This window comes from Psychrobacter sp. Arc9, assembly GCF_041431295.1.
GTDB lineage: Bacteria > Pseudomonadota > Gammaproteobacteria > Pseudomonadales > Moraxellaceae > Psychrobacter.
Window position 1 is genome coordinate 248607 of record NZ_JASMRK010000002.1, and the last position, 21138, is coordinate 269744.

Consider the following 21138-nt stretch of genomic DNA (forward strand, 5'->3'; position numbering starts at 1 on the left):
ATTGATGAACAAATACTTTTGAAGCACGGCTCTAACGATCACAATCCGCCATCACAATATCAATCGATGCTAGGTACATAATGGCATCAGAAACCAGCGAGCCATTGATGACCGATGGCATCTGTTGTAAATGCGCAAATGTCGGTGTGCGGATACGGGTACGATAGCTCATCGTGGCCTTGTCTGAGGTGATGTAATAACTGTTCAGACCTTTAGTCGCCTCGACGATCGTTGTACATTCGCCCGCTGGCATCACAGGACCCCAAGATACCGAGATAAAGTGATTAATAAGCGTTTCGATATCATTCAATGTACGGTCTTTCGGCGGTGGTACGGCCAGTGGATGATCCGCTTTGTAAGGGCCTTGTGGCATATTGTCCATACATTGGCGGATGATACGCAATGACTGACGCATCTCTTCGACTTTGACCATACAGCGATCATAAGCGTCACCGTTGTAACCAACAGGCACTTCAAAATCATAATTCTCATAGCCCATGTATGGACGTGCTTTACGCAGATCGAAATCAACGCCTGTCGCACGCAGACCAGCGCCCGTCACGCCCCAAGCAAGTGCTTGCTTGGCATTATACTGAGCAACCCCTTGAGTACGACCTTTAAGCACGCTATTTTGTAATGCTGCTTTGACATACTCGTCCAAGCGTTTTGGCATCCAATCTAAGAACTCACGAACCAAACGCTGCCAGCCACGTGGCAAATCAGCAGCAGTACCGCCGATACGGAACCAAGCGGGATGCATACGATAGCCAGTCACGGCTTCGATAACGTCATAGGCTTTTTGGCGATCGGTAAACATATAGAATACAGGGGTCATACCGCCCGCATCCTGAATGAACGTACCGACGAACAGTAAGTTATTGGTAATACGGAAAAACTCACTCATCATTACGCGGATGGTTTCAGCACGTGGTGGAATGGTAATTCCAGCCAGCTTTTCGACCGACATGATATACGGCAGCTCATTCATCACACCGCCGAGATAGTCAATACGGTCGGTATAAGGAATAAATGAGTGCCATGTTTGACGCTCAGCCATTTTTTCTGCGCCGCGATGGTGATAGCCGATATCAGGAATACAATCGACGACTTCTTCACCATCTAGCTGTAGTACCAAACGGAATGCACCGTGAGCAGAGGGATGGTTAGGACCGATGTTCAAGAACATAAAGTCTTCATCACGACCTGAACGCTTCATGCCCCACTCTTCTGGGACAAAACGCAGATTCTCTTGCTCGTATTGCTGCTTGGCGGTATTCAAGAAGTACGGAGTAAATTCCGTCGCCCGCGCATGATACTCTTTACGCAGTGGATGACCTTCCCAGTATTTTGGCAATAAGATACGGGTCAAATGCGGATGACCTGTAAAGACGATACCAAACATGTCCCACACTTCGCGCTCATACCAGTTGGCATTTGGCCAAATATTGGTGGCGCTCGGTACATTGACATCGTCTTCGCTCAGCGCGACCTTGATACGTACATCACTATTGCGCTCAAGCGACATCAAGTGATAAAACACCGTAAAGTCACTGTCAGGTAAACCCGCGCGATGCTGGCGTAAACGCTCATCTATCGCTGACAAGTCAAATAGCATGACGTAAGGTTTAGGCAGTTTGCGCAAGAATAAAAGAATATCTAATAAATCAGCACGCGCCACCCAAACCGTTGGAATCTCATCCACAGTCTGCTGCACGACAAATTTACCAGCATACTTTTGCTCCAGCTCTGTGATGACTGCTGGGACGGGCTTGATCTTAGGATCTATGTTTTCGACTACCGTGACCATGAATGATGTATTCCTTCATTAATCATAACTGAACTATGTTAGTCATAACCGAACTATGTCAACCATAACTGAGCTATGTTAATCATAACCAACTATGATAAGCGCATAAAATATTGAAACTGTTGCTACAAGTCTAAATGCTGTTTGAAACTTAAATACTGTCTGGGCTGCGCAAGTTTTTGACAGCGATACGATCTGCCTGCTTGCGGTCACGCTCAGGCGTCATTTGCGGCTGATAGATACCCTGCTCATTGACATGGATACCCAGCGGACGACGCTCTTTAGTAATAGATTCCTGTAACAACATCAAACCCTGAATAAGCGCTTCTGGACGCGGCGGACAACCTGGCACATACACATCAACAGGGATAATCTTATCGACGCCTTGTACGACAGAATAAATATCATACATGCCGCCCGAGTTGGCACAGGCACCCATAGAGATAACCCATTTTGGCTCAAGCATTTGCTCATATAGGCGCTGGATGACAGGGGCCATCTTAACGAAGCAAGTACCAGCGACGATCATGACATCCGCCTGACGAGGCGAGGCACGAATAACCTCTGCCCCAAAACGTGACAAATCATGAACGGCGGTTAAGGTAGTAGCGTATTCAACATAACAGCAAGAGGTACCAAAGTTAAATGGCCAAAGTGAGTTCTTACGCCCCCAGTTTGCTGTTGAATGAACGAGGTCTTCGAGACGACCCATAAAGACATTTTTATTAACTTCATCTTCGATAGGATCATTGACCGTTTGACTGGTCTGTGCAGGATAGGTATCTGCATCGGGGTTGGCTTTTGTTAATGTGTATTTCATAACATACAACCTTCATATTAGGCTTGGCGTGGCAATCATCTTGCTCGCGCTGTCGCCATAATTTTATTATTAATAAGTGGCTAATCATCAGCGATCATTAATACAAACAGAACTGACGCCTTCATGCTTTGCTGCTCGTTTTTGCAAACGCTATAAGCTGAGCATCAACTGCTATTAACGCTCAGTTTTGTCCTGCTGGGCAGACGTCGCAAAATCCACAGAAGTAACGTTACCCGTGGTATTAATATGATCGATGTTTTGTAGATGACGACGATTGGTCTCAATATTGTTTGAGACATTGATTTGACCGGATGACTGCGCGGGTACTTTACCTGTCGGATCGACCATTAGCTCATGAGCACCATCAAACTTGGTGATGTCTGCCAAATTAAAGCCTGCAGGCGCCGCATATAAGCGTGCTTTTTTGCGTAGCTTGTCAGCAGGTGCCCAGTTCATCGCACCCAAGCTCAGCTCATAAATCAAACCGATAATCAGAATAGTGATAAACGTGCCAGCGGCGGCAAAGCCAAGCCAACCCGCCTCGCGTACTGACACAGCATAAGCGTAGAGATATAGCGCCTCTAAATCAAAAATCACGAAGAAGATTGCGACCAAATAAAATTTGGCAGACAAACGAATACGGGCGTTGCCAGATCCGACAACACCCGCTTCAAATACTTCTTCCTTTTGTGAGCCTTGAGAGCGACCGCCAAGTAAGCGCGGTACGACTAGCATAAAGACAACTAGCCCAATGGCGGCTAAGATAAAAGCAATGGCTGACCAATTAAAAGCAGACATGATAATACGTGCTCCTCACCCAATCGAGTGTTAGACACAGCGCAAGCACTGACCCACTCAGGCCATGTTGCGACAGGTATAACGCAGACGAAAACACAAAGTGACTTCATTTAAAAAGTGACTTTATTTAAGTAACTGTCACTGTGTTTAAGTAACTGTCATTGAGTCACATGTTAGGTATTTTGCTGGTAACAACCAATTATCAAGCTTATTGACGACGATGTCAGACGTGACCAACTGTAGAGATTCCGGTATGCGCGCGGATAAAGGCTGGTCGCCCAACGCATCTTCTAACAACGTAAGATCAACGTATTAAATCAATATCATATCTGACTGCTTACTTAATTGATTTAATAGCTCATTACACGTGGTCAACAATGACGTGACAACTGGCATAAATTATTTACGTACTATACGCATATCAGTGCCTAAAAGCTAGTTTTTAACTGTATTGAACGGTCACTTTCTGTGTAAAAAAAATGTGTTTTTTTTACTGTGAATTATGATATAGACCTTACCTTATATTAACCCCAAATCCGTACTTTTGGCTACGAGCAAACACTGCCACGCTATTTGTCAAAAATCAAGTGTCCGAATACCCCACTTTCGTCACCCAAGTCCTCCCCCAAAGTGAGCATTTTTGCTTTATAATGACCCACCAGATTTTTATGATATGCCATCATCAAACCTTAAATTCTATTATTCTTATAATAAAGATTATTAAAATATCGCAATGATACAAGTTTTGATGATGCGTGCTGCGTTTATCTATCTTTTTCATATCAGCGCTACCCTCTTTTTTGCTTTTGTCTTACAGGTCACGTTATGAGTCAACTCAATCCCAAACAATCCGAGGCCATGCTCTACGTATCTGGTCCATTACTTGTACTTGCAGGTGCGGGCTCCGGCAAAACCTCTGTGATTACGCGTAAGATTGCTTACCTAATCCAAGAATGCGACATGCCAGCTGAGCGCATCACCGCCGTGACCTTTACCAATAAAGCGGCACGTGAAATGAAAGCACGGGTAAGCAAACTGCTACCAAGCGAAAAAATGCGCGGGCTAACGGTGTCGACGTTTCACCAGTTTGGTCTACAGTTTTTGCGCTATGAGCTGATTCATACTCCGCTAAAAGGCAATTTTTCCATTATGGACAGCGATGACAGTAAGCGCCTCTTGATGGAGCTGATGATGCGCGACAACTTGAGTGGCGCTGAAAGCCGCGAGTTGGTCGGTAAAGCCATCAAAATGATTTCTGATTGGAAAAATGACTTGGTCGAGCCTGACAAGGCGATGGAGACGTTAGACGATCCAGAAGACATGATTTTTGCCACGCTATATGCGCTTTATGAGCGTAATTTGCGGGCCTATAATGCCGTCGATTTTGATGACTTGATTGTATTGCCAACCAAAATATTGCGTGAAAATAGAGAACTGCGTGACAAGTGGCAGAACCGTATTCGTTATCTATTGGTCGATGAGTATCAAGATACCAACACCGCCCAGTATGAGATGATTAAATACTTGGTCGGGCCGCAAGGTCGCTTCACCGTGGTAGGTGATGATGACCAATCTATCTATGCATGGCGCGGGGCGAAGCCTGAAAACATGGCATTGCTAAAAGAAGATTTTCCAAAACTAAAAATCGTTATGCTTGAGCAAAACTATCGCTCAACCACACGTATCTTAACCTCTGCCAACGCCGTTATTCTAAATAACGAGCATTTATTTGAAAAGAAATTATGGTCAGATAAAGGTCAAGGCGAAAAAATCCGCATCATTAACTGCCGTAATGACGACGATGAATCCGAGCGTGTCGCCAAAGAAATCGTCACACACAAGCTGCGCTTTGGTAATGAGTGGGAACAGTATGCCGTACTGTACCGCAGCAACTTTCAGGCACGTATGCTAGAGGCACAACTGCGCCAGCTGCAAGTGCCTTATAAATTATCAGGCGGTCAATCATTCTTTGCGCGTAGTGAAATCAAAGACATCATGGGCTATCTACGCCTGATTTTGAACCCTGAAGATGACAGCGCGTTTTTGCGTATTATCAATACACCCAAGCGCGGTATGGGACCAGCCACGCTAGAAAAACTCGGTTTGTTTGCGCAAGAGCACAGCATATCGCTACTGGCCTCTTGTACCCACGCTGGTCTGACTCATGTATTGCCATCAAAGGCTTATGGTACGATAAAAGAGTTTGGTGAATTCATTGAGCACTATACGCGTGAGCTGGATCAACACCCAGACCCTGTGCCGATCGTACGCCAGATGATTGATGAGACAGGTTATATTGACTTTGTCCGTAGCGATGCCAAAACGCCGCAACAAGAAAAAAACCGTATTGATAATATCGATATGCTGTACACCAGTATTCAGTCCTTGATTAATCGCGCTGAAGAAGATGAAGACCGAACGATTGATACCATCATTCGTAAGCTGGTTCTGCTTGATATGCTTGAGCAACAGCAAGAAGAAGAGAACACTAACAAAGTCAACTTGATGACCTTGCATGCGGCAAAGGGCTTGGAGTTTGATTTTGTTTATATCATGGGGCTTGAGGAAGAGATGCTGCCGCATCGCAACTCTATCATGAGTGAAACGGTCGAAGAAGAGCGCCGTCTGATGTACGTGGGCATTACCCGTGCGCGTCGTGAGCTGACATTGACGCTCGCGACCCAGCGCCGTGCTGGTGGTCAGATGCGAGTTACCTCAGAATCAAGATTTTTGGATGAGCTACCTGAAGATCATATTGACTGGCCTGCCAAAGCGAAAAAGAAAAAAGCGACCAAAGACCCAGAAGCTGTTGCTGATGAATATTTGGCCAATATTCGAGCGTTACTGGGCAAGCGTTGATCTTAACCAAAACATTTAAGCACCTGAGTAATAAACACCTAAGTAAAACGCTTGCGAGAACACGCTTTAGACTGCGCAAAAGGCGATTGTTATAATCGTTATTGTTCTTTATATACTGTAAAAATTTGACTGTAAAAACTTGGAACACTTATGCCTACCCCGATGCCAAATCAGGAACGAACCGCCATGCTGTCAGGAGATTATAACTCGGCTGAATATAGTGCCGAATATAAGCTTCTGTATCTGCAGGGTTTGGTTGCTGATAAAGCATACGAGGCCATTACAGAGTTTTTGGAAAAGCAGTCCGAATATGAGATTGCCAACCTACTAGAGTCCTTCCCAACTCAAAACCGTCTGTTGATTTGGGCGCAAGTCCCAGAACATATCAAAGGTGAGGTGCTTGCCGAGCTAGATGTCGATACACGTCAGCCATTGATGGAGAACATTTCTTCTCAAGAAATCTCTTTGTTCACCCAAGATCTTGATGCTCAAGATATCTCTGAGATTTTGGACACTGTCACTGAGAGCGTACGTACCTCAGTTATGGCAACGCTCGACGAAGAGACTCGGGTCCAAGTCAATAAGCTTGATACTTATGCCGACTGGGAAGTGGGTAGCTATATGGATCCCGATATTATCCAGATAAGGGATGATATCTATCTAGCTGATGTGCAAGAGTGGCTGCGTGAAAACGACGACCTGCTCGATGACGAGAGCCAAGAGCTGCTCGTTGTCGATCAAAGCCAGCAATTGCTGGGACTACTGAGTCTAGTAGATTTAATCAAGCATAAACAAAACACCTTGGTCTCGGATCTGATTGACACTGCCATTACAATTAATGATCGCTTGGATATCCAAGATGCTGCCGCGATTTTTCGTTCAGAAGACATTCGTTTTGCCCCCGTCATCAATAGCCATGGTGAGCTGGTTGGTCAACTAAACGGTGAAGACATCATGGAGATTATCCAAGATGATGTCGACAGCACCATGAAAAACCTCGCTGGTGTTAGCCAAGATGAAGAGCTGTTTGCTCCTATTCTAACCAGTGCCAAAAGCCGTAGCGTTTGGCTAGGTATCAATTTATGTACCGCCCTTTTAGCCGCAGCAGTGATTGGACAGTTTGAAGAAGTATTGGCACAAGTCGTGGCGCTAGCGATATTGATGCCAGTAGTCGCCAGTATGGGCGGTATTGCTGGCTCGCAAACGCTGACGGTCGTTATCCGCGGTATGGCGATGGGTCAAATCGGTGGTTCTAACCGTGTCTGGCTGTTGAATAAAGAGCTATGGGTGGGCGCGATAAACGGTATCATCTGGGCGATAATTATGGCGTTTATTGCTCAGTTATGGTTTCATGATATTAAGATCAGTGCCGTCATCGGTTTTGCCATTGCGATCAACATGACTGCGGCTAATGTCTCGGGGATCAGCATACCGCTGATGCTAAAGCGAATGAATATCGACCCTGCTCTATCTGCCTCGGTTATCCTAACGACCGTTACGGATATCGTCGGCTTTATGTCATTTTTAGGATTGGCCAGCGTGTTGATACTCTAGTTGATTGCTGAATTGCTGAATTATAGAATTGTTATTTTTTTAAAACCCTAGTTCCAAGCTCGAGTTTAAAATCATAATTTAAAAATCATCAAATCGTTAAGTGAGTGTGTTATGCAAGCTGTACAAGTTAAAGTGGTAAACCCTAAAATTACTGAAGACGAAGCGTTTTCTCTACCAACTCGTGCAACCGATGGCAGTGCAGGTATTGATTTGCGTGCTTGCATCGATGAGCCATTAACGATTAAAGCAGGTGAAACCCATTTAATAGGTACAGGTCTTGCCGTTTATATTCAAGACCCTAATTATGCAGGTATGATTTTACCGCGTTCAGGTCTTGGCCATAAGCACGGTATCGTCTTGGGTAATTTGGTTGGGTTAATCGATGCCGATTATCAAGGCGAGCTGATGGTTAGTATTTGGAACCGTAGTAGCGAGGACTTTATTCTTAATCCAGCTGAGCGTATGGCACAGTACATCGTGGTACCTGTTGCGCGTCCTGAGTTTGAAGTGGTTGCAGAATTCAGTGATGAAAGCGTACGTGGTGCAGGCGGGTTTGGACATTCAGGTCGTCAATAGTAGCTATTTTGACGGTCAAACCTGCTAGTAATTTTTTAGATAGCGATTAGAATTTTGCTTAAGCTATATCTAAAACCTTGCGCTATTCATTTTTTATTTATCATTGAACACCTATCACGGTTATAAGGAGAGTAAGCAATGCCACCTTTTGCGGCGCAGCAATCCTTATTCCGTGCTTATGATATTCGTGGTATCAACCAGTATTTTACTAGCAGTTTTATACAAGCGTTAGGCGATGCTTTTGCCACTCTCTACAATGTCCAAGATAGCCAACCGTCTCGAAATATCAATGCTAGTACCTCTGTTGAGACTAAGCAGAATGTTGTCGTTATCGGTTATGATATGCGCATTGGTAGTGAAGCCATTGCACATACACTCTCTACTGTACTAGCTCATCATGGTTTACGCGTAATCCAGTTAGGTCTGATTACCACGCCAATGATGGCATTTTGGGCAATGCAATATCAAGGTCATGGCATTGTCGTAACAGCGAGCCACTCTGCTAAAGACATATTAGGCATCAAATGGTTAGTAAATAACAAGTCCCCTAGTAGCTCAGAGATACAGACGCTCTATCATCAACTCACCGCCAATCATGGTCATCACACCTATCCCGATAATCAAGCTAAAAATTCTGTCTTGCATTCAGAAAACATTGAAAGCATTGATAATAACTACGACTCAAAATTATCAATTGATTTGCTTGAGCAACTACCTACTCATCAAGTAGCAAACGTTTATATTGATGCTATTGAGCAGGTATTTGAACAATTATTTCAGCATAATCACTCGGCAACTGCAGACAATCAGAAAAGCGCTTATAAACTTGATTTGGTCATAGTTGTTGACTGTATGCATGGCGCAACTGGGAGCATTGCTCAACGCCTGTTTGAACGTTTTTGCCAGCATGTTATTTTTCTCAATGACACACCTGATGGCAACTTTCCCCTTGGTAATCCAGATCCCACCGAACCAAACCGCCTAAACGAATTGCAACGAGCCGTTGTTTTGCATGCAGCAGATATAGGCCTAGCGTTTGATGGTGATGGCGATCGTTTAATGGTCGTTGATAACAACGGCAAGATAGTTACGCCCGATCATTTGCTCTATCTATTGGCACGTATTGCTATTACTGAACACCCTAACTCTCTTAGCGACTCTTTATTAGTATCTGAAGTTCTTTTCGATATTAAGTGCGCCCATCATTTGCCAAGACTGTTATCTGAGCTTGGTACTACACCTGTGATTAGCAAGACTGGCAGCAGCTTTATGCGCCAGCAGGTACAGCATCCTGACAATCAGATTGTCTTCGCTGGTGAATTATCAGGGCATTTCATCTTTAATGACAGCCGCTTTATTCCCTACGATGATGCGATGTATGCTGCATTACGGCTGCTGCATTGGCTTAACCAAACTAATGACGGTATTAACGATAAAAAACCGCTAGCAGATATCATCCAAAGCTTGCCCACTATAGTCAGTACTGCTGACCATTACTTGCCAATGCCGCAGACGGCTACTACCGACTGCTCACTCGTAGAGCAATTAACGAGATTTTGTCATTACTTGCAGCACCTAGTAGATATGTCTACTCATACTGATTCTTCATCTAATCAGCAATTAAAAAATACTTGCCTGCCCGCCACAACATGCAAGTCATCAGTGTGTACCTGCGCTACTGCGAAGGCGCAAATAGCATTAAAACAGACGCATGAATTATTACCTGTAGGAACCAAGCTGAGCTGTATCGATGGTGTGCGCTTAGATTTTGCCCATGGCTTTGGCGTACTGCGTCAATCAAATACCAGCAATAGCCTGACCGCGCGCTTTGCGGGTGACAGTATAGATGACCTAAAAGATATTCAGGCGACATTTGCCACTTTATGCCGACCATTTAACGCAGCGCTAGCTGAGCAGATTCTTGCTATTCCCGCGGAGTAGCCTCATAAAACATATATCACTGTCTGATTAGACATAGTAGAAAAACAATCAATTTAAACCCGGCCCTTAGGAGTTTGTAATGACGCTAAATTTAGATGATGCCAAAAACACCGCTGAAGTATTGACCACTGCTCTGCCCTATATCCAGCGTTTTGTTGATAAACTCATCGTCGTAAAATACGGCGGTAACGCCATGACCGACCCTGAGCTTGAGAGCTCATTTGCTCGTGATATCGTTTTGTTAAAAACAGTCGGTATGCATCCAGTAGTCGTACATGGTGGCGGCCCACAAGTTGACAATCTCCTAAAAGAGCTCGGACGTCAATCAGACCGTATCGATGGGATGCGCGTCACTGACAAAAGCACCATGGATATCGTAGAAATGGTCTTGGGCGGTAGCGTCAACAAATCGATTGTTAGCCTGATTAATAAACATGGTGGTCGCGCGATTGGTCTTACCGGTAAAGATGCCAACTTGATTCAAGCCAAAAAACTGATGATGGAAAAAATTGGCGCAGATGGTATCGCTGTACCAGTTGATTTAGGATTCGTCGGTGATGTGGTCAGCGTCAATAAAGACGTGATCAACATGCTAATTGCTTCTGATTTTATCCCTGTAATCGCACCACTTGGCGTTGACGCTGAAGGCAATACCTATAATATCAATGCTGACCTAGTCGCGGGTAAAGTGGCAGAGTTTTTACAAGCAGAGAAACTGATGCTATTAACCAATATCAAAGGCGTATTGGGCCGTGATGGCGAAGTAGTGACTGGACTCACGCCAAAGAAAGTCGATAGCTTAATCGAAGATGGCACTATCTCAGGCGGCATGATTCCTAAGATTCAATGTGCGCTTGATGCGGTACGTAGTGGCGTCAAAAGTGCGGTAATCGTTGATGGCCGTGTCCCTCATGCGACCTTGCTTGAGATTTTCACCAACGAAGGGGTTGGTACGCTCATTAGTCGAGAGATAGACTCATCGTTGAGCTAGCAAAATCTAGCAATACTAAATGTAAAAAAGCTAAGTGTAGAAAGGCCCGAGTTAATATAAACGCTCGGGCTTTTTTGTACATTTTTATATTTAACAAATGAGACTGGCTTAATTTTTATAGCTCAATTTTACGAAAAAACTTTATCAAACTCAGACTCATCGAAGCCGCATAGTAATACTGCTTGATCGTCATCTGCCAACTGACCTTCTACAATTGGGCGTTTAATCATACTGGTATTTTCCACGAGTAAATCTATCGCGCTGTCTACACTAGCGTCAGCTGCTTGCTTTTGACTGTCGTCTAGCTTGCGCCATGTCGTACCACGCTTATTAAGCACTTTTTCGATACCTAGCTCATTTACCCAGCACTGTACTGTTTCTTTATCAATACCTTGTTTCTTATAATCGTGAAAATCGTAGCTGATATCTAATTCGTCTAGCTTAGTAAACGCTTTTTTCATCGTGCTACAAGATTTGATACCGTAAATGGTGATGGTCATAGTGATTCCTCATAAATATTCATTAATTTGTCTATTATACCTAAGGCTGACTGGATATAGAGAATGCTTTACTTTTAATCGTCAAACCTAGTAAGCAACTGCATCATATCGTCGCAATTTTCGCCAAATTACGCTATGCTATGGCATTGTCAAATTCCACCTATTTTGATCAGTATTAAACAAATCCGTATTAAATAAATCAGTATCAACCAATTTCGAGCCGACTATGAGCAACGCCGTGACAGCAGACCAAACAGAAAACAACTATTACAACCCGCAAGCGATAGAAGCCGCGCAGCAAACCAAATGGGCAACTGACAAGCGCTTTGAAGTAAGCAATGAGCCAAGCAACAAGCCAAGTCGTTACATGCTATCAATGTTCCCTTATCCAAGTGGCAAGCTGCATATGGGCCACGTCCGTAACTATACGATTTCTGACGTATTGAGCCGTTATTATCGTCTCAAAGGTTATGATGTCATGCAACCAATGGGCTGGGATGGTTTTGGCCTGCCAGCAGAAAACGCGGCAATTGCCAACCAAACCCCACCTGCTGCATGGACATTTGCCAATATTGACAGCATGCGTGCACAGCTTAAATTGCTAGGCCTGTCTATTGACTGGTCACGCGAGTTTGCCACTTGTAGCCCTGAATACTATCAGTGGGAGCAGTGGCTATTCTTGCAGTTGTACAAAAAAGGCCTAGTGTACAAAAAGCTATCGACGGTCAACTGGGATCCCGTTGATAATACTGTCTTAGCAAACGAGCAAGTCATTGATGGTAAAGGTTGGCGTAGTGGTGCGGCAGTCGAAAAACGCGACATCCCTATGTACTACTTCAACATCACTGACTATGCTGATGAGCTATTAGATGATTTGGATCAGCTAGAAGGTCATTGGCCATCTGAAGTACTGACTATGCAGCGTAACTGGATTGGTCGTAGTGCCGGTATGGAAGTCCACTTCCCTTATGAGCTTGCTGGCGAAGAAAACACCTTAGATGTGTTCACCACTCGTCCTGATACCTTGATGGGTGTGACTTATGTCGCTGTTGCCGCAGAGCATCCACTTGCACAGTACGCCTCTGAGCAAGATGACGCAATCGCTCAATTCTGTGCCCTTTGCAAAAAAGGCTCAGTCGCTGAGGCTGATTTGGCCAAAGCTGAAAAAATCGGTATGGATACAGGCCTCACTGTGACGCATCCTTTGACTGGTGAAGAAGTGCCTGTTTGGGTCGCCAACTACGTGCTGATGAGCTATGGCTCAGGCGCAGTCATGGCAGTACCTGCTCACGATGAGCGCGACTATGAATTTGCGGTGAAGTACGACCTACCAATCAAACAGGTCATTAATACCCCTGATGGCTATTTTAATGAGTTAAAAGCAGATGCCACAGCGAACGATAGTGAAGTGAATCTTGCTTATACTGAACGCAACACTTTGGTTAACTCAGGTGAGTTTGACGGTCTAGACTTTGAGCAAGCATTTGAAGCAATGCTAGCCAAGCTTGAGCCAAAAGAGCTGGCTAAGAAAAAAATTCAATACCGCCTACGTGATTGGGGTGTGTCTCGCCAGCGCTATTGGGGCTGCCCTATTCCAATGATCAATTGTGAGCATTGTGGTACTGTGCCTGTTGAAGAGCAAGATTTGCCGGTTGTGTTGCCAACCGATGTCGTACCTGATGGTCGAGGTAACCCACTTAAAAATATACCAGAGTTTGTCAATACCACTTGTCCTAAATGTGGTAATCCTGCTGAGCGCGAAACCGATACCTTTGATACTTTTGTCGAATCTAGCTGGTACTATGCACGCTTTGCTAGCCCAAATGATGCGCAAAATATGGTCAACAAGTCTGCTGCCAATAAATGGTTGCCTGTTGATCAATACGTTGGCGGTGTCGAGCATGCGGTAATGCATCTGTTGTATGCGCGTTTCTTCCATAAGCTAATGCGTGACGAAAACTTAGTCACAGGTGATGAGCCATTTGCCAATCTAATGACTCAAGGCATGGTGCTTGCTGGTACGTTCTATCGCGTCAATGCGGATGGCAGTACGACCTACTATTTTGCAGAAGATATCGATATTGACTTCAACGAACGCGGTCAACCAATCAAAGCCATTTTAAAATCTGACGGCCAGCCAGTGACGATTGGTAAAATCGAAAAAATGTCTAAATCAAAGAACAATGGCGTAGATCCACAGCTAACCATTGATAAATATGGTGCTGATACGGTTCGTCTATATACGCTATTTACTGCGCCTGCGGATCAAACGCTTGAATGGTCAGATGATGCGCTAAAAGGCCCTTATAACTTTGTGAAAAAAGTATGGCGCATTGCAACCGACCATATGCAAGCGCTAACGTTAGCTAATATCAGTATTGATACGCTTAACAGTGCCACCTTGAACACAGACGGTCTAAGCAAAGAAGCCAAAAACTTACGCCGTAAAACGCACGAAACGATTGCTAAGATTGATAGTGATTTGGGTGAACGTCTGGCATTGAACACGCCAGTATCAAGCTTGATGGAACTTGCTAATGAGCTGACTGGCTTTAACGCGAGTAATGAGCAAGAGCTGCACGTCAAACACGAAGCATTGACCAATCTGCTGATTATGCTATCTGTATACGCGCCGCACGTTGGCGAGCATCTGCTTGAGCAGTTGGGTCTTGATACCTTAACGTTGGACTACCCAACCGTGGACGAAAGTGCGCTGGTACAGGACATGATCACCATGGTGGTACAGGTCAATGGTAAGATGCGTGGTAAGATGGATGTCGCACCAAACAGCGATCCTGAGCAGCTAAAAGAGCAAGCTCGTACTATGGAAAGTGTGGCAAAATTCATCACTGGCGAGATCAAAAAAGAAATCGTCGTTCCTAACAAATTGGTTAACATCGTGGTTGTAGGCTGAGATATCTTGAGCTAAGTATTTTAGGCTTAGTGCTCTAAGCCTTCTTATCATATGAGGATAGCGTTTATGTCATACAAGCATCGAGCTGAGCAGGCGCAACCAGAATCAAGCGCACACAGCCTAGCTAACAAAAAGTCCCCTGGCCAAAAGCTCGGAGTAGTTTTACTTGCTACGCTGCCAATGTTCGCCGTGGTAGGTGCAGCCGCTGCTCTTAGCGGCTGCGGCTTTCAGCTACGTGGTTACGACTCAGCGATGCTGCTTGACGTCGAAAAGACAGCGGTCATTATCGAAGACAATCGCACCTCATTCCCGCTGAAACTACCATTGACGCGACGCCTAAAGACGTTAGGTGTCGATGTTATTGGTAATATGAGCTCGGAAGAAGTTGCTCGTAATAACCAACAAGCAGGGGCTGAGACTATTGCCGCTATCGATATCCGTAATGTACGTTTTAAACGTTACGAATTGGTTGGTGTATTAACAGAGATTCGCTTGGTACTATCAGCAGATGTCAGCTATCAAACGATGGAAAATGGTAAGCCTGTGACCCTGAGCAACCCCATTCAGGTCGAGCGAAGCTATCAGTACAACGAAGCATCTGTTAGTACTGACGATCAGCAAGGCGATCAGACTCGTGATTGGCTCTATGATACTTTAGCTCGCCGTATCACTGACCAGTACGTTGCTATCTCGCTTCCAAAAGTCGCACCTGCTGCCAAACAATCTCTGCAAATAAATAAAGGCGTGACACCAACCGTTGTCGTCGTACCACAACCGTAATAGTTAGTCGTTCTGATTATCAAACGTCACCATTTCTAGAAGAGTGAGTAGCAAACTAAGCAAGGGCATGTACTACCTTGAGTAGACCAATCTAGCTTGACACTGCTGATCATATTTTAGAACTGGTATTACCTGCTCATCAACCTGTGTAACACCACGCTATGCAAGATACTTTCATAAAAGCCTACCCAAAACTACTGCAGCCTTCCGTTGCGGTAGCTGGCTTGTGCCTAGCGCACGGTGACGAGCCACTACTGAGTCAATGGTTGATAGATGCGCTGCGTCCACACTGGCGCGCGCAGAACTATGCAATCAAACGTATAGAGCTGATTTCTGTCAAGAGTTGGCAGGAAGTACTGTCCGAGCTTGGCAGCCAGTCTCTATTCGATGATGCCAGCGCCTTGATCGTGACGGGCAATCATAAACCCGATAAAGCAGTTATCGCTGAGTTGGAACGTTTTGCGGTCGAGGCACAAGCGGGCACACACGGTCATAGTGTATTGTGGCTTACACCTAAGCAAGACAAACGCAGCCAGAGCAGCAAATGGTTTGCTCCTTTTACGCAGTATGGCAATGTCATTGATTGCAATTTATACAATGAGCAGCAGCGCCAACAGCTACTACAAATACAAGCTCAGAAGTTTGGTTTACGACTGTCTCAAGAGGCGTGGCAGCTACTCATGTCACACACTGAGCATCATTTGCTAAGTGCTTATCAGACCCTATGGCGGCTGTCTTATCTGTTTGCACCGCAGCTAGTTGCTAATGACAGTACTAGTGAAAATAGTGCTACTGACAACAGTACCGAACAATCTAATAGCTTTTCACAGCCTGTGAATAATGTGGCATTGGATATTGCAGACCTACAAGCAGCGTTGGTCAGCGATGCGCAGTTTAGTGTGTTCGATTTGTCTGATGCGATGCTCGCAGGTAATAGTACGCAGGTCGCCAAAATCATGTTCCAGCTAAAGTCGACCGATGAGCCCACTACTTTAGTACTCTGGGCTATTAGCAAAGACATGCGTCAAATCATTCAACTTATGGATGGTCAAGACCCGCAAGCATTAGGCATTTGGCGCAGTAAGCAAGGGTTGTACCAACAAGCCTGCCGCCGTCAGTCAAAACAACAAACGAGCGAATGGCCTGCCTTGCTTTACCGCTGTGATCAAGCTATTAAAGGTCTTGTTCGCCAGCCAGCATGGGAGCTATTATTACAAGCGGCATTGGAGCTCGCAGGTAAGCGTTTATTTGCTATGCGCTAAGACTAGTCTGTCACCACTTTATATAGCTTCTATTATTAACAAGTTATCCATCTCTTCTCTTACTGATTTATACATTTAATCGCTATAAATCCAGATCCTACTACCCTATTTATTCTTCTATAATCTCCGTTTTATTGATTTTTAGTAAGCATTTCTTTTTTGTACCTGTCTCTATTCTCGACTACCTTAACCTTTCGTAAACTAATTTCCATTCCCTTTTGTAGGTGAAGTCTCTACTATATCTACACTTGATTTAATTGTGATTGGATTGTTGTCATGCGCAAAATAAGCAAAAAGTCTGCTATCAAATGGGGTGTCATCACCTTGATTATCGTAGCATTAGGGGCTTTGGCCTATACTTTTTTAAAACCAGAAGAAACCACACCTAATTATTTAACCGCAACCGTTGAAGTCGGTGATATTGAAAACAATGTCATGGCGTCTGGTAAAGTAAAAGCGTTAAATACCGTCGATGTAGGGGCACAGGTATCTGGTGAAGTAAAACGCCTGTACGTTGAAGTCGGTGACGAAGTCAAACAAGGCGATTTGATTGCGCAGATTGATCAAGTGACTCAGAAGAACAGCCTGAGCAATGAACAAGCCAGTCTTGAACAAAGCGAAGCCGCGCTACAAAGTGCGCAAGCAGAATCGTTGAGCAAACAAGCCAGTCTAAAAAGTGCCTATGCTGATCTTGCCAGCCGTCAGTCTGAGCTCAAACAAGCACAGTCTGACTTTGCGCGTTTGCAAGACTTAGTCGCGATCGACGCTATCTCGCAGCAAGAATATGATACGCAAGCGACCAGTGTCGAGACCGCAAAAGCAGCCGTTGCCAATGCACGTGCAGCTATCGATACGGCAAAGGCCGCGATTGCGACTACCGAAGCCAATATCAACAGTCAGCAAGCGGCGTTACGCAAATCTCGAACCAACGTTAGTACTGCTGAAGAAGATTTGAGCTATACCACGATTCGCGCCCCGATATCAGGTACCGTCGTTTCTATTACGACTGAGCAAGGCACTACGGTCAATGCTAACCAAACGGCGCCCACATTGGTGACGCTAGCGGATTTATCGACCGTGCGTATCAACGCGCAAATCTCCGAAGCTGACGTTATCAATGTCAGTGCTGGTATGCCTGCTTATTTCAATATCATTGGTAATCCAGATCAGCAGTATGATGCGACGTTGACTGCTATCGAACCTGCCCCAGAGCAAATCAGTAGTACCAGCTCGACAGACGCTGCTATCTATTATGTCGGCTACGTAGAAGTACCGAACCCTGACCGCTTGTTCCGTATTGATATGACCGCGCAAATTTATATCATCGTTAACGAAGCCAAAAACGCCCTGTTAGTACCGTCGACAGTGATACAAGAAAAACGCTCTAGAGGTAAAGAAAAAGGCAAATCAACAACGGGCAAGTTTGTACGTGTATTAAGAGATGACGGAACCGTAGAAGAGCGTACTGTAGAAGTCGGTATTGATAACCGAGTAAATGCGCAAATCTTAAGCGGTCTGAAAGAAGGGGAAGAAGTAATCATCAGTGAAGAGAGCGGTAAGAAATCAGGTAGCAGCAGCGTACCTGGTGGACCTCAAATGTAACTTGTGCTTTGACTATGTTGAATAAAAAAGGGCTTGTTAAACATAGCAGCCCTTTCATAACAACACTATAACGCTTATTAGCCTTTATTAAAGACACTGCTATGACTATATCTCAATCTCCTAAACCGTCGACTGAAGATAGCTCTGAAAGTAGCACGGCTCAAAACTTAGGGTCACACACTTCTGCTAACCCTTCAAACAACTCAGATAATTTAAATAACTTAAATAATCGGGCAAAAACCAATACCGTTAATCACCCTGCACCAGGCAAGCCCATTATGGAGTTGTCTGGCATTATCAGAGAGTTCCCTGCTGGTGAGCAAACCATTCGTGTCTTGCATGACATCAATCTAACCATCAATCAAGGCGAGATGGTTGCTATCATTGGACAATCAGGCTCTGGTAAGTCCACCTTGATGAATATCTTAGGCTGTCTAGATCAAGCCACTGCTGGCGATTATAAGATCTATGGTCAATCCGCCCGTAAGCTTGATGCCGATCAGCTAGCAGAACTACGCCGTGAGCACTTTGGTTTTATTTTTCAGCGCTATCATTTGCTTGGTGATATCAGTGCCAAAGACAACGTCGCTGTCCCTGCCGTGTATGCGGGCATGGATACCGAAGCACGCACCAATCGTGCTGAGAAGCTACTAACTGACCTTGGCCTTGGCAATAAGGTCAATAACCGTCCCAATCAGCTCTCAGGTGGACAGCAACAGCGCGTTTCTGTTGCTCGTGCACTGATGAATGGTGGTGACGTGATCTTGGCCGATGAGCCAACTGGTGCCCTAGACAGTAAGTCTGGCGAAGACGTCATGGCAATTTTGCATGACCTCAGTGCACAAGGTCATACCATTATCATGGTCACTCATGATCCAAAGCTAGCGGCGCAAGCGGAGCGTGTGATTGAGCTAAAAGACGGCTATATCATCGCTGATTATCAAACTGAACATTATAAGCACACAGACAAAAAACCAGAATCTATCCTTGGTGAACATCGTAAAAGTGCCTTTGGTAGCTTTATCGATCGATTGCTTGAAGCGTTTAAGATGTCTTTGCTTGCCATGCGCGCGCACAAGATGCGTACCCTACTGACTATGCTCGGTATTATCATCGGTATCGCTGCGGTCGTATCTATCGTAGGTCTTGGACAAGGCTCTCAGCAGCAAATCCTCGCCAATATCAGCTCGCTAGGTACCAACACCATTACCGTCAATGATGGCTACCCTAGAGGCGACCCTAGACGCCGCTATAATGATGACAACTTGACACCAGAAGATGCAGAAGCGGTCGGCAATCAGCCCTATATTATCAGCGTCAGCCCTCAGGTAAATGCCAACTCTAGCGTCCGCTATCGTAGTATACAAGAGGACGCTACCGTCAACGGCGTTGGCGAAGACTATCTAACTGTTACTGGTGAGACATTGGCATTGGGCCAAGGGTTTGATGCAAAAAGCGTCACATTACGTAGTCAAGATATCATCATTGATGACAATGCTAAGCAGACCTTTTTTTCAGACATTGATAATCCTGTTGGCGAAGTGATATTGGTTGGTAGTGTGCCTGGACGCGTGATTGGCGTACTCGAAGAGAGCGATGGTGGCTTTGGCCCCAGTGTGACGACGCCTACTATCTATATGCCTTATACAACGGTGATGTCGCGTGTCACGGGTAGTACCAATATTGACCGATTTGTAGCGTTATTAGATGACAGTATCTCTTCTAGCGCCGCAGAGACGGCCATCTCTGACTTAATAGAGAGTCGCCATGGTAAAGATGACTTTGAGCTGCGCAATTCAGACTCTATTCGTCAAACGATTGAGTCGACGACAGGTACGATGACCCTGCTGATCTCATCAGTCGCGGTTATTTCGTTGATCGTCGGCGGTATTGGGGTGATGAATATTATGCTCGTTTCTGTCACCGAGCGCACCAACGAGATTGGCGTACGTATGGCAGTGGGCGCGCGTCAGAGCGATATTATGCAGCAGTTCCTCATTGAGGCCGTTTTGGTCTGTATTTTAGGGGGACTGATTGGTATCGGACTGGCCTTTGCCATCGGAGAACTGATTAATAGCGTGGGTGGTGATAATTTCAAAGTTATCTATTCTTCAACCTCTATTATTGCCGCTTTTGTTTGTTCGACGTTAATTGGCGTAGTATTTGGATTCTTGCCAGCACGTAATGCTGCCAAACTAGATCCTGTTGAAGCACTTTCTCGAGACTAATAATCAATTATTGGCTCGCTTTGGCCGAAAATAGAGCAGTCAATATCGATATAATGATGAAAATTTAAATAAACTGGAATAAATTGGCAATTTTATAAGAGAATTACACTTTTTTTATCATGTGGGGTTGTAATTGTCATAATAATATATATAATGTGCTCTCACGTTTAGGGATACAAACACTTTAAACGTTAGGGCTGTTAGCTCAGTTGGTAGAGCAGTTGACTTTTAATCAATTGGTCCCGCGTTCGAGTCGCGGACAGCCCACCATATTTAGTTTAATCTTTATTAATCGTTCTACCCTATCCGGTAGAAGACTAATAAAGGTAAGTTTAAAAAACATCGTTAAGATGTTTAGTTTTAGAAAGTTCTTTAGTTAGAATTTTCTCTTGCAGAGTTAAAGAAGCATCGCTTTTTTATATACTCTTCAGGGCTGTTAGCTCAGTTGGTAGAGCAGTTGACTTTTAATCAATTGGTCCCGCGTTCGAGTCGCGGACAGCCCACCA

General features: G+C 44.8%; 14 protein-coding genes and 2 tRNA genes. 12 read left to right on the forward strand and 4 right to left on the reverse strand.

What is annotated here, in order from left to right; translation table 11 throughout:
• Positions 1–31: 31 nt before the first annotated feature.
• The 3 genes from nuoC to ndhC form a co-directional block, all read right to left on the reverse strand.
• Positions 32–1807 (reverse strand): NADH-quinone oxidoreductase subunit C/D, encoded by a 1776-nt coding sequence (nuoC, locus tag QO187_RS02290; RefSeq protein WP_057758925.1) that lies wholly within the window; start codon positions 1805–1807, stop codon positions 32–34.
• A 151-nt stretch (positions 1808–1958) separates the two neighbouring features.
• The gene (locus QO187_RS02295; RefSeq protein ID WP_101206265.1) at positions 1959–2627 is read right to left on the reverse strand and encodes an NADH-quinone oxidoreductase subunit B family protein; all 669 of its coding nucleotides are present in this window, start codon (positions 2625–2627) and stop codon (positions 1959–1961) included.
• Positions 2628–2801: 174 nt separating this feature from the next.
• Positions 2802–3425 (reverse strand): NADH-quinone oxidoreductase subunit A, encoded by a 624-nt coding sequence (gene ndhC, locus QO187_RS02300; protein ID WP_102091044.1) that lies wholly within the window; start codon positions 3423–3425, stop codon positions 2802–2804.
• 825 nt (positions 3426–4250) lie between these two features.
• Between ndhC and QO187_RS02305 the strand changes: the two genes are divergently transcribed.
• From QO187_RS02305 to argB, 5 genes are all read left to right on the forward strand, one after another.
• A complete protein-coding gene (locus QO187_RS02305) occupies positions 4251–6284 on the forward strand; it encodes a UvrD-helicase domain-containing protein (RefSeq protein ID WP_201547616.1) in 2034 nt (677 codons plus the stop codon).
• Positions 6285–6434: 150 nt separating this feature from the next.
• Entirely contained in the window at positions 6435–7838 is a 1404-nt protein-coding gene (gene mgtE / locus QO187_RS02310) for a magnesium transporter (protein WP_371546938.1), read from the forward strand.
• Positions 7839–7949: 111 nt separating this feature from the next.
• Entirely contained in the window at positions 7950–8414 is a 465-nt protein-coding gene (gene dut, locus QO187_RS02315; protein ID WP_371546940.1) for a dUTP diphosphatase, read from the forward strand.
• A 138-nt stretch (positions 8415–8552) separates the two neighbouring features.
• Positions 8553–10355, forward strand: a complete 1803-nt coding sequence (locus QO187_RS02320; RefSeq protein WP_371546942.1) for a phosphomannomutase — start codon at positions 8553–8555, stop codon at positions 10353–10355.
• Positions 10356–10434: 79 nt separating this feature from the next.
• Positions 10435–11346 (forward strand): acetylglutamate kinase, encoded by a 912-nt coding sequence (gene argB, locus QO187_RS02325; protein ID WP_057758912.1) that lies wholly within the window; start codon positions 10435–10437, stop codon positions 11344–11346.
• A 128-nt stretch (positions 11347–11474) separates the two neighbouring features.
• Here the strand turns inward: argB and QO187_RS02330 are convergent, their stop codons facing one another.
• On the reverse strand, positions 11475–11846 hold the full coding sequence (locus tag QO187_RS02330; RefSeq protein ID WP_371546944.1) for an arsenate reductase: 372 nt from the start codon (positions 11844–11846) through the stop codon (positions 11475–11477).
• 226 nt (positions 11847–12072) lie between these two features.
• Here QO187_RS02330 and leuS point away from each other — a divergent pair, with 226 nt between their 5' ends.
• The 7 genes from leuS (at position 12073) to QO187_RS02365 (ending at position 21138) form a co-directional block, all read left to right on the forward strand.
• Complete coding sequence (gene leuS / locus QO187_RS02335) at positions 12073–14760, forward strand: leucine--tRNA ligase (protein ID WP_371546946.1); 2688 nt, start codon at positions 12073–12075, stop codon at positions 14758–14760.
• A 66-nt stretch (positions 14761–14826) separates the two neighbouring features.
• On the forward strand, positions 14827–15540 hold the full coding sequence (locus tag QO187_RS02340; RefSeq protein ID WP_371546948.1) for a hypothetical protein: 714 nt from the start codon (positions 14827–14829) through the stop codon (positions 15538–15540).
• Positions 15541–15701: 161 nt separating this feature from the next.
• Positions 15702–16802 (forward strand): DNA polymerase III subunit delta, encoded by a 1101-nt coding sequence (locus QO187_RS02345; RefSeq protein WP_371546951.1) that lies wholly within the window; start codon positions 15702–15704, stop codon positions 16800–16802.
• A gap of 276 nt (positions 16803–17078) precedes the next feature.
• Positions 17079–18404, forward strand: a complete 1326-nt coding sequence (locus tag QO187_RS02350; protein ID WP_371546952.1) for an efflux RND transporter periplasmic adaptor subunit — start codon at positions 17079–17081, stop codon at positions 18402–18404.
• A 278-nt stretch (positions 18405–18682) separates the two neighbouring features.
• A complete protein-coding gene (locus QO187_RS02355; RefSeq protein ID WP_371546978.1) occupies positions 18683–20632 on the forward strand; it encodes a MacB family efflux pump subunit in 1950 nt (649 codons plus the stop codon).
• 194 nt (positions 20633–20826) lie between these two features.
• Positions 20827–20902, forward strand: a tRNA-Lys gene (locus tag QO187_RS02360).
• 160 nt (positions 20903–21062) lie between these two features.
• Positions 21063–21138, forward strand: a tRNA-Lys gene (locus tag QO187_RS02365).

What these genes read in the sequence shown, in the direction of transcription:
- nuoC (WP_057758925.1), bottom strand. Translation starts at nt 1,807, where the DNA reads ATGGTCACGGTAGTCGAAAACATAGATCCTAAGATCAAGCCCGTCCCA.
- QO187_RS02295 (WP_101206265.1), bottom strand. Translation starts at nt 2,627, where the DNA reads ATGAAATACACATTAACAAAAGCCAACCCCGATGCAGATACCTATCCT.
- ndhC (WP_102091044.1), bottom strand. Translation starts at nt 3,425, where the DNA reads ATGTCTGCTTTTAATTGGTCAGCCATTGCTTTTATCTTAGCCGCCATT.
- QO187_RS02305 (WP_201547616.1), top strand. Translation starts at nt 4,251, where the DNA reads ATGAGTCAACTCAATCCCAAACAATCCGAGGCCATGCTCTACGTATCT.
- mgtE (WP_371546938.1), top strand. Translation starts at nt 6,435, where the DNA reads ATGCCTACCCCGATGCCAAATCAGGAACGAACCGCCATGCTGTCAGGA.
- dut (WP_371546940.1), top strand. Translation starts at nt 7,950, where the DNA reads ATGCAAGCTGTACAAGTTAAAGTGGTAAACCCTAAAATTACTGAAGAC.
- QO187_RS02320 (WP_371546942.1), top strand. Translation starts at nt 8,553, where the DNA reads ATGCCACCTTTTGCGGCGCAGCAATCCTTATTCCGTGCTTATGATATT.
- argB (WP_057758912.1), top strand. Translation starts at nt 10,435, where the DNA reads ATGACGCTAAATTTAGATGATGCCAAAAACACCGCTGAAGTATTGACC.
- QO187_RS02330 (WP_371546944.1), bottom strand. Translation starts at nt 11,846, where the DNA reads ATGACCATCACCATTTACGGTATCAAATCTTGTAGCACGATGAAAAAA.
- leuS (WP_371546946.1), top strand. Translation starts at nt 12,073, where the DNA reads ATGAGCAACGCCGTGACAGCAGACCAAACAGAAAACAACTATTACAAC.
- QO187_RS02340 (WP_371546948.1), top strand. Translation starts at nt 14,827, where the DNA reads ATGTCATACAAGCATCGAGCTGAGCAGGCGCAACCAGAATCAAGCGCA.
- QO187_RS02345 (WP_371546951.1), top strand. Translation starts at nt 15,702, where the DNA reads ATGCAAGATACTTTCATAAAAGCCTACCCAAAACTACTGCAGCCTTCC.
- QO187_RS02350 (WP_371546952.1), top strand. Translation starts at nt 17,079, where the DNA reads ATGCGCAAAATAAGCAAAAAGTCTGCTATCAAATGGGGTGTCATCACC.
- QO187_RS02355 (WP_371546978.1), top strand. Translation starts at nt 18,683, where the DNA reads ATGGAGTTGTCTGGCATTATCAGAGAGTTCCCTGCTGGTGAGCAAACC.